Source organism: Leifsonia sp. YAF41, assembly GCF_052113185.1.
In the GTDB taxonomy this organism is placed as follows: Bacteria; Actinomycetota; Actinomycetes; order Actinomycetales; family Microbacteriaceae; genus Cryobacterium.
In genome coordinates, this window is record NZ_JBFRCS010000008.1 from 148,000 (window position 1) to 163,531 (window position 15,532).

Sequence of the window (15,532 nt, forward strand, 5' to 3'; positions counted from 1 at the left end):
GGTGAGCCCAGCTTCGAGCCGGTGTTGGTTGCTAACTCCGGGAATCCCTGCGCGCGGCAGCAACAACCCGCATGATTCCGCGGGAGGCGCGTCGGACATTTGCCGATTCCCGGAGTTAGCAACCGCTGTTTGGGTGTTAGTAGGCGGCGACTGACGTCGCGGGCTTCAGCGTCAGCACGGCCTGCGTCCGGTTGCTAACTCCGGTAATCCGAGTTCCTGCGAGCGGACGCCCGCGTGATTTCGGGGCTGTGCCGTCGGACATCCGGCGATTGCCGGAGTTAGCCACCACAGCTTCGGTGACCGAGACGGAACCTATGGCTCATCAGTCCGTAGCGGCGGTCGGGCGCGCTGTCGGCGGGGTCGGCACGGCAGGAGTCACGGCGGGAGTCGAGGCTGTGTCGATCGCCGGTACCCCACCCGGCATCCGCACCGCGTAGACGGATGCGACGACGAACAACACCGCGCCGACCCCGAACGCTGCGGGGTAGGAGAGCGTGTCGGCGAGAAGTCCGGCGGCCAACGGGCCGATGATCGCTCCGACATCCCCGAACATGGAGAAAACGGCGACCGGACGCCCGCCGCGGGAACCCGCCGCGTCGCCGACGGCCGCGGCCGGCGCGGTCCCCATAAATGCGGAGGCCACCCCGTACAGGCAGAGCAACACCGTCAACACCCAGATGTTCGGGGCGAACGGCACGGCGAAGATGATGACCGCCGCCGCAGCGAAGGAGCCGATGATGGCGGGCTTGCGCCCCACGGTGTCGATGAATCGCGCGGCGGGAGCCAACGCGATCGTCTGAGCGACGGCGGCCACGGCGAAGGCGATCCCGGTCCAGGCGCTCGGGCCGTTCAGCACCTCGACGATCAACACCGGGATCAGCGCGCCGCGCACCCCGAATGAGGTCCAGCCCTGCGCGAAGTTCGCGAGGCAGGCGGCCCGGTAGCGCTTGTCGGTGAGCACCGTGCGGAACGGGATCGCAGCGGCAGCCTCGGCCGCCGCACCCGCGGCATCCTGAGCAGTGCGCGGACGCAGCAGGATGAGGCCGACGACCCCGGCGATCGCGAGGGTCGCCGCATAGAAGAAGAAGGGCGCGGTGAGCGATATCGCGGCGAGCAGACCGCCGATTGCCGGCCCGGCCATGCCGCCGAGCAAAAAGCCGCCCTGGTAGAAGCCGATGGCCCTGGCCCGCAACGCCGGCGAGGTGGAGCCGAGCAGAAGCGTCATCGCCGACACGGTGAACATGGCCGATCCGATTCCGCCGACTCCACGCAGCAGCAACAACTGCGGGTAGTTCGCGGCGATGCCGACCAGACCGCTCGACACGGCCACGATGCCGATGCCGGTCGCCAGGACCAGGCGTTCGCCCATCCAGTCGATCAGCCGCCCGCAGAACGGACTCGCAACCAGGCGCATCAGCGCGAAGGCCGACACGACGGCGCCGACTTCGAGGTTGCCCACATTGAAGCTGCGCACGTAGACCGGCAGTACCGGGATGACGACGCCAAAGCCCACCATCACGAAGAAGGAGATGACGCCCAAGACATAGACGTCACGGGAGAGTCGAGGTTTCGCGGCGGCTCGGCGGGTGTCAGTGCCGAACGGCCGGGAGAACTTCATCCCTCCAGGGTACGCGCTGGGCACGGCGTCGCCGAGCTTGCCACGTGCGGTCGAGTTTGCCCGGCAGAACAGGAAGTCTCGACCGGAACGCGCAAACTCGGCGCGGCAATTCGGGCGACTCTCGACGAGAGAGCGCCAGGCCGACGGATGCGCCGGGCTAGATCCCCTGCCAGGCCGGCTTGTGTGCCCAGGCGTGCTGGTAGTAGTCGCGGTTGACGAGCTTGCTCGCTGCTGCCGCATCCACGACCACCGTCACATGCGGGTGCAGCTGAATGGCCGAGCCGGGCTGGCTGGCCGTCATCGATCCCTCGACGGCCGCGGCGATCGCGTCGGCCTTGCCTGCCCCGAACGCGAGCAGCACCAGGTGCCGCGCACGCAGAATCGTGCCGAGCCCCTGCGTGATGCAGTGCATCGGAACCTGATCGGGAGTGTCGAAGAACCGCGCATTGTCGACGCGTGTCTTCTCGGTCAATGTCTTCACGCGAGTCAACGAGCCGAACGAGGAGCCCGGCTCGTTGAAACCGAGGTGTCCGGTGCGACCGATGCCGAGAATCTGAACGTCGACCCCGCCGGCATCGAGAATCGCCTGCTCATAGTCAGCCCCGGCGTGCTCGATGGTCGCGAGGCTGCCATCGGGCACATGGATGTTCGCGGCGGTCAGCCCGAGCGGCTCGACGACCTCGCGGGTGATGACCTGGCGGTAGCTCTCCGGGTGTCCGACTGGCAGGCCGACGTACTCGTCGAGGGCAAAACCCCGCACCCGGCTGACATCGAGCGGGCTCGCCGCGAACGAGGCGGCGAGCGCCTGATAGACCGGAATCGGCGTCGAACCGGTAGCCAAACCGAGCACGGCGTCGGGCCGGGATTCGATCAAGCCACGGATCGACTGCGCGATGAGTACGCCGGCGGCGGCCTCATTCTCAACGATTACAACTTCAGCCACTGCATGCTCCCACTCCAGCGGCACCGATCACCACTGATTGAATTCTATCTCAAACGATCAGGTTCGATCAGAAAGTCAGGGAGTCAGCAGCTCCAGCAGCGCTCGTCCGGCGAGCCGCGACGCACCGAATGTCGCGATGTCGGCGTACGCGAGGTCGTCGGACGGCCACCCCATGTCGACGACGAGAACTTCACGCCGCTCGGCCCGCAGTGCGTCGATCAGCTCACGCACGAACGGATGCCGGTGGTTGTCTTTTCCGATCACCAGCACCGGGGCATGGGCGGCGAGCACGATCTCGTGCGTGTCTTCCGCCGTGCGGGAGACGACCGGTCGGGCTCTCCAGGCGTCCGCGAGTTCAGAGTCAGGACTCGCTTCGAGCTCGGCGAACGGACCCCACGGCGCTTGACCGACGGCGATGTTCGTCACCGTCTCGAGGCGCAGCACCGAGAACGTCTCCGGCGCCGACGCGACCCACTTCGTCGCCCGATCGTTCAGGTCGAACGAGGAGGCGATGCGCTTCGTGTCGAAGCTCGGCTCCTCCATCGCCCAGGCGTATTCCGTAATCGGAATACGCTCGAAGTCGGCCCGGGTTTCCTCGGCCAGACGAATCACCCGGTCCGCCGCATCGATCACGCGCGAACGCGAGAGCACGCCGGCTTCCACCGCGGCAAGCACCGCGGCCTCGATCTCATCCATCTGCTCGTCGGTGTTCTCGGTGCCGATGCAGAGCAGATCGCAGCCGGCCGCCAAAGCGGCGGCGGCGGCGCCCGGAATCCCCAGGATTCCGCTGGCCCCGGTCATGTCGAGGGCATCGCTGACGATGACTCCTTCGAAGCCGAGCTCGGCGCGCAGCACCTCGCCGAGAATGATGCTGGACAGCGTGGTCGGGTAGGCCGGGTCCACCTGCGGCAACAGGATGTGCGAGGTCATGATGGTCTTCGCCCCCGCGGCGATCGCCGCACGGAACGGAACGAGTTCACGCTCCCGCAACGTCTCCAGCGACACGTCAACGATCGGCATGGCCAGATGGGAGTCGAGCGCAGTGTCGCCATGCCCCGGAAAATGCTTCGGGCTCGCCGCCACACCGGTCGCCTGCAGGCCGCGCACCCAGGCGGCGGAGTGCGCACCGACGGCGCTCGGGTCGGTGCCGAAGCTGCGCACCCCGATCACCGGATTGTCCGAGTTCGAGTTGATGTCGACATCCGGCGCGAAGGTGAGCGTACAACCCGCCTTGCGCAGCTCCCAGCCGACCAGGCGGCCCACCTCTTCGGTGTAGCTCACGTCGCCCAGGCGACCGAGAATGGCGTTGCCCGGGTAGGGCGAACCCGAGCCGTAGTAGAGCCGGGTGACGTCGCCGCCCTCCTCATCGATCGCGATGACGGCGAGCGGGTTCGCCGTGAGAATCGCAGTGGTCAGCCGAATCAGCTGCTCGCGCGACACGATGTTCTGGCCGAAGATGCAGACCGCGCCGAGCCCGTTCTGCAGCCGGCGTTCCAGCCATTCGGGGAGCGTGGTGCCCACGAACCCGGGCATCAGGGTCGTGCTGACGCTGCGGCGAAGCAGATCGGTGTCGATGCTGTCGTTGGTTACATGCTGAGTCAGGCTCATCCCTTGACCGCCCCACTGACCAGCCCGCTGGTCATACGCCCCTGAACGAAGAGGAAGAAGATAATCACCGGAACGGCGACCATTGTCGAAGCGGCCATCACCTGGCCCCAGTCGGTGGCCCGACTGGCGCTGGCTTGAATGAATCCGCGCAACCAGAGCGGAAGCGTCTGGTCTGAGTTGTTTTGAAGCAGCACGAGGGCGACGGTGAACTCGTTCCAGGCCTGCAAGAAGGCGTAGACGCCGGATGCGATCAGCCCCGGTGCGAGCAGCGGGAACGTGATGCGCATGAACGCCTGGGTGCGACTGAGGCCGTCGATCATGGCCGCCTCTTCGAGGTCGGCCGGCACGCCGGCAACGAAGCCGCGCAGCATCCAGATCGTGAACGGCACCACCGCGGCGATGTAGATGATGCTCACGCCGACGATCGAGTTGAGCAGGTTGAGGCTGCCCATCATCTTGTACTGGGCGATGAAGAGGCCTTCGGCGGGCAGCATCTGGATCAGCAGCACCGCCAGCACGAACGTTTTGCGTCCGCGGAACCGGAACCGGCTGATCGCCAACGCGCCGAAGAACGCGAAAAGCAGACAGAACGTCACGGTGATGAACGCGATCGCGGTCGACATCCCGAGTGCCGGGAGGAAGGTTCCGCCTTCGAACACGGCGATGAAGTTGTCGAACGAGCCGCCGAACGGCAGCCAGCTGGGCGTGGTCTTCTGCAACACGACGTTCGGAAGCAGCGACGAATTGAGCATCCAGTAGACCGGGAAGACCCAGATCACGGAGACGACGACGCCGATGACGCCGAGCGCGACCTTGCCGGGCTTGAACCGGCGACTGCCGCTGCGGGTCGTGCCGGTGCGGGTGGTCGAAGTTGTCAGATCGGTCACCGTCGGACGCCCGGCGACGGCGCCGGGCGAACCGGGAATGGTGGGCGTCGGGTTCACTGTCGAGGTCATGACTCGTCCTCCTTGAGCATGCTGCGCACGTAGAACCAGCTGAGTGCGACGGTCAGAATGAGCACGAAGATCGACACGGCGCTGGCCATCGCGAAGTCGCTCGATCCGACGCCGAGCTGGTAGATGTAGGTGCCGAGCAGGTTGGTCTCTGAAGCGATGGAGCCGGCATCCTGCAGCAGCCGGATCTGGGTGAACACCCGCAGATCCCAAATGATCTGCAGCAACATGATGATGGCGAGCACGGGCTTGATGATCGGCACGATGATGTACCAGAGCCGCTGGGAGGGCGTCGCGCCGTCCATCTGGGCGGCCTCGAGCACCTCGGTCGAGACCTGGGTGAGTCCGGCGAAAATTGAGAAGGCGACGAACGGCACGCTCATCCAGACCACGATGATCATCGCGATGAAGAAGAAGGAGAGCGGGTCGGCCAGCCAGTTGTGGTTTCGGAATTGCTCGAATCCCATCGACACGAGCACGTTGTTGAGTACGCCCCGACGCCAGTCGATGAGCCAGTTCCAGACCGTCATCGCCGCGACGACGGGCATCGCCCAAGCGAGCAGCATCGAGATCTGGATCGTGATGCGAACGCCGGTGTTCACGGCGTTCATCAGCAGGGCCATCAGCGTGCCGACGACCATGGTGACCCCGGCGGTGATCAGGCAGAAGGCGATCGATCGCGCGACGACTGTCCACATGTACGGGTCGGTGAAGAGCGTGACGTAGTTGGCGAACCAGACGAACTCCGGCGGTTGACCGAACTGCTGGGCAAGCCCGAACTTCTGCATCGACGTCACGAACTGCCAGACCAGCGGGTAACCCAGCGCCAGAATCAGGATGCCGACGGCGGGGACGATCAGCAGGTACGGGGCGATCTGCCGCTTTCTGCGTTTGTCGGCGCGGGGCGGGTCGGCCCGGTCCAACACGAGGTTCTGCGTTGTCACGCTGAGCCTCCTTTCAGTGGGCAACATCGGTGGTTGAGGAAGGTGCTCGGTGATCGAGCCTGTCGAGATCCGAGCCCCTGACGGCCGCGGGCGGCCTCCTCAACCACCGAGATGGTTGATGCAGTGTGCTTGTTACTTGCCGTTCAGCATGGGCGTGAGCTTCTCGTCGTACTCGGTGGCGAGTGCCTTGAGGTCGGTCGAGTCCTTGATCTTGCTGAAGAACTCCTCCATCACGAGCGAGCCCTCAACCGTGGCCCAGCCGGGAGCGGCCGGGGTCAGCTTCGAGTTCGAGGCGGACTCGATAAGTGCCTTCGCGAACTGGTCATCGCCGAGTGAGGCGGTGTAGTCGCTGTTTGCCGGGCCGAGGCCGTTCTTGCCGAGCATGTTCTGGTAGTCCTCGGAGAAGATGATCTTCATGAGGGTCTTGGYCAGTTCGGGGTTCTTGCTCGTGGCCGAGATACCGATGTTCGAGCCGCCGGCGAAGACCGGGGCCGGCTTGCCGTCGTTGCCCGGCAGGGCGAAGATGGCGTTCTTGGTGTCGTCCCAGGTGCGGGTCGCCTTGCCGTCAGCGTCGGTGCCGAGGGTTCCGATCGACCAGTGGGCCCAGGTCGGCGCCATGATCGTTGCCGCGGAGAGCGAGGTGCTCGACGTGACGTTGCCGTCGGCATCCTTGATCTCATCGCTGTCGTTGAGGTAGATGTACTGGTTGCTGTCCTTCGCGTCGTTCGGCGCGTTGGATGCGGTCTTGTACAGCTCCTGCAGCTGGGCGAGGCCCTTCTGGGTGTTCTCCGACGCGAGCGTCGAGGTCCAGGTGCCGTCCTTCACCGTGGCGAGCTCGCCACCGTTGGCGAAGATCCAGGAGATGCCGTTGCGCCAGTCCTGGCCGCCCAGGTAGAAGCCGGAGAAGCCCGGGATGTTCAGTGGGTTGGCTGCGGTGACCGCTGCGACACCGGCGTTGAACTCATCGAGCGTGGTGGGCTGAGCGACTCCGGCCGCTGCCCAGACATCCGAACGGGTGAACACGGCGCGGGAGCCGAAGTAGTACGGCAGCGTGTAGTTCTTGTCGCCGACCTTGCCGGCGTCGACGAACGACTGCAGCAGCTTGTCGCCACCGAGCTCGTCATACATGTCTGAGATGTCGAGGAAGGCACCGACGTTGGTGAAGGTCGGCGACTGGGTGTTGCCCATCTCCGTCACATCCGGCGTGTTGTTGGCGTCGGGAAGCGACGTCGTCAGCTTGGTGACGAGGTCTCCCCAGTCCTGCTGCTGGATGTTCAGCGTGGCGCCGGTTTCCTTGTTGAACTCGGTCTTCAAGTAGTCGCGCAGTTCGTCGGGGGTGTCCCCGCCGGCGAGCCACAGGGTGATGGTCTTTCCCGCGCCGTCGGTGCTGGCGCCATCGCCGGCTCCGGCGTTGGAGGAGCAGCCTGCAAGTACGAGAGCGGATACAGTCGCCAGGGCGGCGAGAGATGCGAGCTTTCTCTTCATGAGAAGTTCCTTTCTTGGATTGCCGATGTGCGCGGGTGCCACATCGCTTAGTGCTGGGGTGAACGCTGTGCTTACGAAACCCCGAGTTGGCCGGACAAGACCATGGCGGCCGCGCCGCGCAGAACGATGTCCTGCCCTTGCGAGGTCATCCGGAGCGTGAGATCGCCAGTGATATCAGCCATCGTTCGATTCCGGAGCGTCTCGACGGTGGCCGCGGACAGCGGCCCGTCAAGAAGATCGGCCGGTCCGCTCAAAACAATCTCCAAGAGATTGAGCGCACCGACGACGGGAGCGAGAACGATGCCGAGGCGTCGCCCCGCTTCCGCAAGAATGTGGTGGGTTGCCAGTTCGGCGTCGGCCGGTGTGGCGGAGGCGGCCCGGGCGGCTGCGACAGCGGCGGTCAGGCGCGGGGCGGAGAGCCAGGCTTCCAGACACCCGGTCCTGCCGCAGGCGCAGAGCGGGCCCTCGTCGGTGCCGACCACGACATGGCCGATCTCACCGGCGGCAAAGCCTTCGCCGAAGACCGCGCGACCGCCGATCAACAGTCCGGCACCGACCCCGTGGTCAACCTTGATCAGAAGCAGGTCTCGCTCGGCGCCGCCGAAGCTGTGCTCGGCCAGAACCGCGGCATTCGCATCGTTCGACACGAGCACGGTCAGGCCGGTTGATTCCTGCAGGCGCTGCTGCAGCGGCAGGTCGCGCCAGCCGAGATTGGGGGCGTTACGCACGACGCCGGCCCGGTCGACGATGCCGGGCGAGCCGATGCCGACGCCGAGGATGGGCGCGGTCGCCTGAGCGATGACCCGGGCAAGCAATTCGGCGACCTTGGCGAAGGCATCCTCACCCCGCGCTCCGACGAGTTCGAGTTCGGAGCTCGCCAGCACGTCGCCGTCCAGGCTGAGCACCCCGCCGCGCAGGAGTGTGTGGCCGGACAGATCGAGGGAGACGATCTGAAAGGCGGCGCGGTCAATGTCAACGATCGTCGCGGGTTTGCCCGGACGCGCTTCTTCACGCTGACCGAGTTCGATGACGAGGCTCTCCCCCATCAGTTCGCTGATCAAATCGGAGATCGTCACGCGGGTGAGGCCCGTCTCGCGGGCGAGGTCGGCGCGGCTCTGTGAGCCCGAGCGATAGAGCGTCTGCAAGACGAGCGAACGGTTGTGTCCGCGGGCATGCTCTGGCAGCACCTTCGCGGTCGTGCGAAGGGCGCGGTCGTCGCTGATCCGCTGAGCACCCATTGCTGTCATGTTTGTTAGTAAATCTTACGAACTAATTATGCGCAAGGTTTTGCGGCGACTTTTTTAGGTTTCTTTACCAATTCGTGATCCTGGCGGTCCCGAATCGCTACGCGGGTCGGATGCCGCGGCGCGCGTTGGGCACGACCCGCGCGCCGGCTCCCGGCCCGCGCGATGCGGAGTTCAGTCAATCACGACATGGGCGGGAATCGACTGGGTGCCGGTGTGCGCCGCAGCGACCTTCGCGTCCCGGCGCCCACCGATGGCGCGCAGGGCATTCAGGATGGTGGCCAGATCGACGATCTCTTGCAGAAGAGCGCCCACCGTTGCCGGGATCACTCCGAACGCGGCAATGATCATGAGCCCAACGCTGAGCGCGATCCCGAGCCAGATGCTCTGCAGCGCGATCCGCACGGTGTTCTGACCAATCGCAACGGCACGCGCTGCGCGCGAGATGTCGTCGACGAGAATGACGACGTCCGCCGACTCGCTCGCCGCTGTCGCCCCTTTTGCGCCCATCGCGATGCCCACATCGGCCGTCGCGAGCACGGGGGCATCATTCACGCCATCGCCGACCATGATGACGGGGCGCTCACGAAGAGCGCGCACGAGAGCGACCTTGTCCCCGGGCAGACAATCGGCATGCACCCGGGTGATGCCGACCTCTTCTGCGATGTGATCTGCCGTCGCCTGGGCGTCGCCGGTCAGCATCAGTGTTTCTCGCGCTCCGAGCTCGCTCAACTCTGCAATTGTCTGTTTGGCGTTGGCCCGAACGGGGTCGCTGGCGATGATGCTGCCGGCGAATCGACCGTCGATGGAGACGTAGATGGCAAGTTCACCGCCGACGAGTCTGGCCGCCCGCGCTTCCGGGGCGCGAGTCTCGATGAACGACAATTTGCCCACGGCGACTTCGCGGTCGCCGAAGTGCGCGAGAACGCCGAACGTGGCTACTTCATTGGCGGTGTCGGCCACGGTGAGCTCGATCTCTGCCGCGTCGGCGGCTGCGATCACTGAGGCCGCCAGCACGTGCGACGAGTACTGCTCGGCCGACGCGGCAAGACCGAGCACCTCGGATTCGGTGAATGGCGCCTCGGCACGCACCCGGGAGATCGTCGGCCGCCCGGTGGTCAGGGTTCCCGTCTTGTCGAAGACGACGGTGCGCGCCCGCGCGAGCGTCTCGAGCACTCCGCCGCCCTTGACGATGATGCCGTTGCGAGCCGCTCTGCTCATTCCGCCGAGGAATGCAACCGGGGCGGCGATCAGCAGCGGGCACGGCGTGGCCAGCACGAGAACTTCGGCGAATCGCACCGGGTCGCCGCTGACCAGCCAGGCGCTTCCCGCGATCAGCAGCGACACGATGGTGAAGGGCACGGCATAGCGATCGGCGAGCCGCACGACGGGGGCTTTGCTGCGCGAGGCTTCCTCGACCAGGGCGACGATGCGCTGGTATTGGCTGTTCGCTGCGGTGGCCGACGCGCGGATGGTTGCCGCCCCTGAACCGTTGATGGAACCACTCAGCACCGTGTCACCCTGGTGACGCTCCACCGGGATGCTCTCCCCGGTCAGCGACGACTCGTCGAATGAGGCGTTGAGCGAGACGAGCACCCCGTCGACGGGCACGATCTCTGCGGGACGCACGAGCAGCAGGTCGCCGATTGCAACCGCCGTCGCCGGGATGTCCGCTCCCGCGGAGCCGTCGTCGGAGAGTCGGTGCGCGATCTGCGGCGCACGCGTCAAGAGCGCGTTCAGCTCGCGCTGCGCGCGGTTCGCCGCGAAATCCTCCAGCGCTTCGCCGCCGGTGAGCATGAGCACGATCAGGATGCTGGCTACGTACTCCCCGACGAGCACCGTCGCGACGATGGCCATGATCGCCAGGATGTCGATTCCCCAGCTCCCCCGTCGGAGGTTCTTGAGCATTCCGACGAACTGGATGAGTGCGATCACCAGGGCGTAGCCGCTGAACAGCCACTGCACCCCGGAGGTCGCCCCGAGCATCCAGAGCAGCACACCGACCAGCCCGACCACGAGCGTTGCAGTGACGAATGGATATCGGCGCAGGAGAACGATGACGGATCCCATTCCGTCATTCTTCTCTCACGCGGGTCGGCTCGCCAGCAAGGGCAGGCTCGCCTTCCGCCGGGAATCACAAAGGGCCCCGATCGATTCGATCGAGGCCCTTCGTGTGCGTTCCGGTGGTGCGTTACAGCGAGCGGAGAGCCTCGGCGAACGTGGTCGACGGGCGCATGATCGCGTCGGTCTTGGCCTCATCGACCTTGTAGTAGCCGCCGATGTCCACGGGCGAACCCTGCACCGCGATCAGCTCGTCGACGATCTTCTGCTCATTCTCGCGCAGCGTCGCGGCCAGCGGCGCGAACGCGGCGGCGAGATCGGCGTCTTCCGTCTGCTTCGCGAGTTCCTCGGCCCAGTACCGGGTGAGGAAGTAGTGCGAACCGCGGTTGTCGATGGTGCCGAGCGCCCGGCCCGGCGACTTGTTCTCAAGCAGGAACGTGCCGGTGGCGCGGTCGAGGGTCACACCGAGCACGCGGGCCTTGGCGTTGTCGTTCACGTCGGCGAAGTGCTCGAAGCTCGCGGCCAGCGCGAGGAACTCGCCGAGGCTGTCCCAGCGGAGGTAGTTCTCCTCCACTAGCTGTTGCACGTGCTTCGGGGCCGAACCGCCGGCGCCCGTTTCGAACAGACCGCCGCCGTTCAGCAGCGGAACGACCGACAACATCTTGGCGCTCGTGCCGAGTTCGAGGATCGGGAACAGGTCGGTGTTGTAGTCGCGCAGCACGTTGCCGGTCACCGAGATGGTGTCCTCGCCGCGGCGAATCCGCTCGACCGACAGCGTGGTCGCCTCGGCGGGTGCGAGCACCCGGATGTCGAGGCCATCGGTGTCGTACTCGGGCAGGTACTGGTTGACCTTCGCAATGAGGTTCGCGTCGTGCGCGCGGTGCTCGTCAAGCCAGAACACGGTCAGGGTTCCGGTCGCGCGGGCGCGGTTGACCGCGAGCTTCACCCAGTCGCGAATCGCGACATCCTTGGTCTGGCAGGCGCGCCAGATGTCTCCGGCCTGCACCTGGTGCTCGATCAGGGCTTCGCCCGCCGAGTTGACGACGCGCACGGTGCCCGCCTCGGCAATCTCGAACGTCTTGTCGTGCGAGCCGTATTCCTCGGCCTTCTGGGCCATCAGGCCGACGTTCGGGACGGTGCCCATCGTGGTCGGGTCGTAGGCGCCATGGGCACGGCAATCGTCGATCACGGCCTGGTAAATGCCGGCGTAGCTGGAGTCGGGGATAACCGCGATGGTGTCGTGCTCGCTGCCGTCGGCGCCCCACATGTGGCCGGAGCTTCGGATCATGGCCGGCATCGAGGCATCGACGATCACGTCGCTCGGCACATGCAGGTTGGTGATGCCCTTGTCGGAGTTGACCATCGCCAGGCGCGGGCCGTCTTTCAGGCCCTGGTCGAATGCGGCGCGGATTTCCGCGCCGTTCTCCAGTGCGCCGAGCCCGTCGAGGATGCCGCCCAGACCGTTGTTGGGGCTGAGACCGGCGGCCTCGAGCGTTGCGCCGTACTTCGCGAACACGGCGGGGAAGAATGCTCGCACCACGTGGCCGAAGATGATCGGGTCGGAGATCTTCATCATCGTGGCCTTGAGGTGAACCGAGAACAGCACGTCCTCGTCCTTCGCACGTGCGATCGCCTGGGCGAGGAACTCGTGCAGCTTCGCGACGTTGAGGAAGGTCCCGTCGATGACCTCACCCGGCAGAACCTTCACGCCGGGGTGCAGTGTGGTGACCTCGCCGGCTGCGTTCACATGCTCAATGCGCAGCACGTCGTCGGCGTCAATGATGACCGACTTCTCGTTCGAGAAGAAGTCGTCGTGACCCATGGTGGCGACGTTGGTCTTCGAGTCGGCGGTCCAGGCACCCATGCGGTGCGGGTACTTGCGTGCGTACTCCTTGACCGAGTGGGGCGCGCGGCGGTCGGAGTTGCCTTCGCGGAGAACCGGGTTGACCGCGGAGCCCTTGAGCTTGTCATAGCGAGTGCGGACATCCTTCTCGGCGTCCGTCTGCGGGTCGTCGGGGTGGTCCGGCAGGTCATAGCCTTTCGCCTGCAGTTCCGCGATGGCGGCCTTCAGCTGCGGCAGCGACGCCGAGACGTTCGGCAGCTTGATGATGTTCGCCTCGGGAGTGGTGGCGAGGGCCCCCAACTCGGCGAGCGCGTCACCGAGGCGTTGTTCGTCGTTCAGGTTTTCGGGGAATGCAGCGATGATGCGGCCGGCGAGTGAGATGTCTCGCGTTTCGATCTCGACACCCGCACTGCCCGCGAACGCGCTGATGACGGGAAAGAACGAGTGAGTCGCCAGCATCGGCGCCTCGTCGGTGTAGGTGTAGATGATCTTGGGCATCGTATGGCTGCTCCTTGGCGTTGCGGACGGCGAACTTGTCTTGATATCAAGATACAGGGAGAGTCTGGGAGGGATGACGGTCGAGCGCTGGCCGAGGGTTTACGTTCCCAGGTCCTTGCCAGGGTCGGCACCGATTCTGACTACCCACTCAAGCGGGCGCGCGTTAGCCTATTCTCATGACTGAGCTGAGACTGGAAGAACTTTCCGCACGTAACATCGTTGCGGCGAACAGCCTGAGCCTGAAGCCCGGCCAGGAACAATTCATTGCGCCGGTTTCGTATTCGGTCGCCGCATCCACCATTAATCCGGCGACGGCCTGGCAGCGCGTGGTGCTGCAGGGCGACAAAGTCGTCGGTTTCATTCACGGCAACTTCGATCCCGACGGCGAGCAAGAAGAGTTCCGCGCGTGCATCTGGCGTATCAACGTCGACGCTGACGCTCAGGGCAAGGGTGTCGGCAAGTTCGCCGCGCACGCCCTCGCCGAAGAAGCGCGCAAGCGGGGCTTCGACCGCATCACCGCGATCTGGGAAGCCGGCGATGACGGGCCTGAAGCATTCTTCCACCGCATCGGCTTCACCGACGTCGGCCAGACCCAGTACGGCGAGACGATCGGTGCCCTCGAACTCTAATTCGGTCGTCGACGTGACGATGCCGCCACCCGACACCTCCTTCGTGGCACGAGTGCTTGAACTCGTCGAAGACATCCCGCCCGGTCGGGTGATGACCTATGGCGGCGTCGCCGCCGTGCTCGGTTCGCGTGGTGCCCGACTGGTCGGCCAGATCATGGCCCGCTACGGGGCGGATGTCCCCTGGTGGCGGGTGATCAGGTCGGGTGGACATCCGCCGACCGGCCATGAGGAGCGCGCGCTTGCCCACTACCGTGATGAGGGAACCCCGCTGACGCCCTCGTCCGGTGTCGCCGGTTACCGCATCACACTGGCAGCGGCGGAGTGGGCGCCCGGCCGGGACCGCTAGAGACTCAGCACCCCGAGCACGATCAGCGCACTGCGGCGAGTCCGACGCCCGCGATCCAGCCGATCGCGAAGCCGGCCCCGGCGTGGATCCCGCGCGGAGCCAGCAACATCAGGATGACGCCCAGCACCGGCATCGGACTGATCGCGATCCCGAGAGCCAACGCGGTGAGCTCGCCGAGGTTAGACCACATCACGAGGCCCCGATCAGCGCGCTTCCTGCATCGGAGCGATGACCTTCTTGATGATCAGCAGCACCGAAGCCATGAACGGACACGCGACCAGGGCGCCGAGCAGGCCGAGGAGCGTTCCACCGATCAGCGCGCCGATCAACACAAGCGACGCGGGGATGCTGATGGCCTTGCCGACGATCTTCGGCGTGAGCACGTATGCCTCGAGCTGCATGTAGAGGACCAGGGCGATCAGCGCGATCAGCGCCGTGGTCGGTGATGTGAAGAGAGTGACGGTGACGATGATCGCCGTGCTGATCACACTTCCGACGAGCGGTATCAGGGTGATCGGCAGCGCCAACGCGGCGAGGATCGGCGCGTAGCTCACCCCGAGCGCCGTCAGCAGTACGAAGGTGAACAGCGAATTCAGTACCGCCAGAATGAACATTCCACTGAGGTACTTGCCGACTGACTCGAAGATCTGCTCGGCGATCTCGGCGAAACCGGCCCGGCGCGACTTCGGCACCAGCGTGTACAACGCGCTCTTCATGTTCTCCAGCGAAGCCACGAAGTAGATGGTGAGCACGACGACGAAGATCACGCCGACGGTGCCGTTCAGGATGTTCGCACCGACGCGAAGCGCTCCCCCGCTGACGGCCAACCAGACCGCCGGGTCGGCTGCAGCGTTCTGCAGGGAATCGAGCAAGGGGGTCAGCGCCCCGCCCAGAAACTCGTTGACCTCGATAAACCAGCTCTGATTCGCAATCTGGTCGAGTCCGCTCGGAAGGGTCTTCATCAGCTCGCCGGCCTGCTCGGTGAGGATGGGGATGATGATCCAGAGCAGCAGCGACACAATCACCAGGAAGGTGAACACCACCGCTAACACCGCCTGGCCCCGTGACAGCCTCCAACTCTCCAGCTTCAGCACCAGCGGGTAGAGCCCCAGGCTGATGAACAAGGCAAAGAAGATCAGGGTCAACGCGTAACTGACCGAGCTGATCGCCGAACCCAAGACGAGGGCCAGAAGCACACCGAGAGTCGCGACGAAGCCGAACCTGAACGGCCCGGCGTTCAGCAGGGCCGAGGTCACCGGATTCGCGGGTGCATGCGGAGCAATCAGGAGCGCCGCTGGGTTCGCGGGTACCTCTGGGCTCGTCGAGGTCGCATCGTTCCGTGTCGTTGTTGACATCGGTG

General features: G+C 65.4%; 13 protein-coding genes. 2 read left to right on the forward strand and 11 right to left on the reverse strand.

Going from position 1 to position 15,532, the window contains the following annotated elements:
* Window positions 1-322: 322 nt before the first annotated feature.
* From AB4Y63_RS09945 to AB4Y63_RS09985, 9 genes are all read right to left on the reverse strand, one after another.
* Window positions 323-1,618: an MFS transporter gene (locus AB4Y63_RS09945; protein ID WP_441790894.1), complete on the reverse strand. Its 1,296-nt coding sequence runs from the start codon at window positions 1,616-1,618 to the stop codon at window positions 323-325.
* Between the two features lie 157 nt (window positions 1,619-1,775).
* Window positions 1,776-2,561, reverse strand: a complete 786-nt coding sequence (locus tag AB4Y63_RS09950; RefSeq protein ID WP_441790895.1) for a glucosamine-6-phosphate deaminase — start codon at window positions 2,559-2,561, stop codon at window positions 1,776-1,778.
* 75 nt (window positions 2,562-2,636) lie between these two features.
* Window positions 2,637-4,169 carry a glycoside hydrolase family 3 protein gene (locus AB4Y63_RS09955; protein ID WP_441790896.1) on the reverse strand — a complete coding sequence of 511 codons (1,533 nt, stop codon included), beginning with the start codon at window positions 4,167-4,169 and terminating at the stop codon, window positions 2,637-2,639.
* Window positions 4,166-5,125, reverse strand: coding sequence for a carbohydrate ABC transporter permease (locus AB4Y63_RS09960; protein WP_441790897.1), 960 nt, complete (start codon window positions 5,123-5,125; stop codon window positions 4,166-4,168). Before AB4Y63_RS09960 ends, AB4Y63_RS09955 begins: the two co-directional genes overlap by 4 nt.
* A complete protein-coding gene (locus AB4Y63_RS09965; RefSeq protein ID WP_441790898.1) occupies window positions 5,122-6,066 on the reverse strand; it encodes a carbohydrate ABC transporter permease in 945 nt (314 codons plus the stop codon). The genes AB4Y63_RS09960 and AB4Y63_RS09965 overlap by 4 nt, the downstream gene beginning before the upstream one ends.
* Window positions 6,067-6,198: 132 nt before the next feature.
* Window positions 6,199-7,551, reverse strand: a complete 1,353-nt coding sequence (locus tag AB4Y63_RS09970; protein ID WP_441790899.1) for an extracellular solute-binding protein — start codon at window positions 7,549-7,551, stop codon at window positions 6,199-6,201.
* A 71-nt stretch (window positions 7,552-7,622) separates the two neighbouring features.
* A complete protein-coding gene (locus AB4Y63_RS09975; RefSeq protein WP_441790900.1) occupies window positions 7,623-8,798 on the reverse strand; it encodes an ROK family transcriptional regulator in 1,176 nt (391 codons plus the stop codon).
* A gap of 171 nt (window positions 8,799-8,969) precedes the next feature.
* Complete coding sequence (locus AB4Y63_RS09980) at window positions 8,970-10,865, reverse strand: heavy metal translocating P-type ATPase (protein WP_441790901.1); 1,896 nt, start codon at window positions 10,863-10,865, stop codon at window positions 8,970-8,972.
* 121 nt (window positions 10,866-10,986) lie between these two features.
* Window positions 10,987-13,197 carry an NADP-dependent isocitrate dehydrogenase gene (locus AB4Y63_RS09985; RefSeq protein WP_441790902.1) on the reverse strand — a complete coding sequence of 737 codons (2,211 nt, stop codon included), beginning with the start codon at window positions 13,195-13,197 and terminating at the stop codon, window positions 10,987-10,989.
* Window positions 13,198-13,373: 176 nt separating this feature from the next.
* Here AB4Y63_RS09985 and AB4Y63_RS09990 point away from each other — a divergent pair, with 176 nt between their 5' ends.
* Together AB4Y63_RS09990 and AB4Y63_RS09995 are read left to right on the forward strand one after the other, a co-directional pair.
* Window positions 13,374-13,826 (forward strand): GNAT family N-acetyltransferase, encoded by a 453-nt coding sequence (locus tag AB4Y63_RS09990; RefSeq protein ID WP_441790903.1) that lies wholly within the window; start codon window positions 13,374-13,376, stop codon window positions 13,824-13,826.
* A gap of 19 nt (window positions 13,827-13,845) precedes the next feature.
* A complete protein-coding gene (locus AB4Y63_RS09995; RefSeq protein WP_441790990.1) occupies window positions 13,846-14,172 on the forward strand; it encodes an MGMT family protein in 327 nt (108 codons plus the stop codon).
* A 22-nt stretch (window positions 14,173-14,194) separates the two neighbouring features.
* Here the strand turns inward: AB4Y63_RS09995 and AB4Y63_RS10000 are convergent, their stop codons facing one another.
* Both AB4Y63_RS10000 and AB4Y63_RS10005 read right to left on the reverse strand, forming a co-directional pair.
* Window positions 14,195-14,365 carry a hypothetical protein gene (locus AB4Y63_RS10000; RefSeq protein WP_441790904.1) on the reverse strand — a complete coding sequence of 57 codons (171 nt, stop codon included), beginning with the start codon at window positions 14,363-14,365 and terminating at the stop codon, window positions 14,195-14,197.
* Window positions 14,366-14,375: 10 nt separating this feature from the next.
* Window positions 14,376-15,527, reverse strand: coding sequence for an AI-2E family transporter (locus AB4Y63_RS10005; protein WP_441790905.1), 1,152 nt, complete (start codon window positions 15,525-15,527; stop codon window positions 14,376-14,378).
* Window positions 15,528-15,532 lie beyond the last annotated feature (5 nt).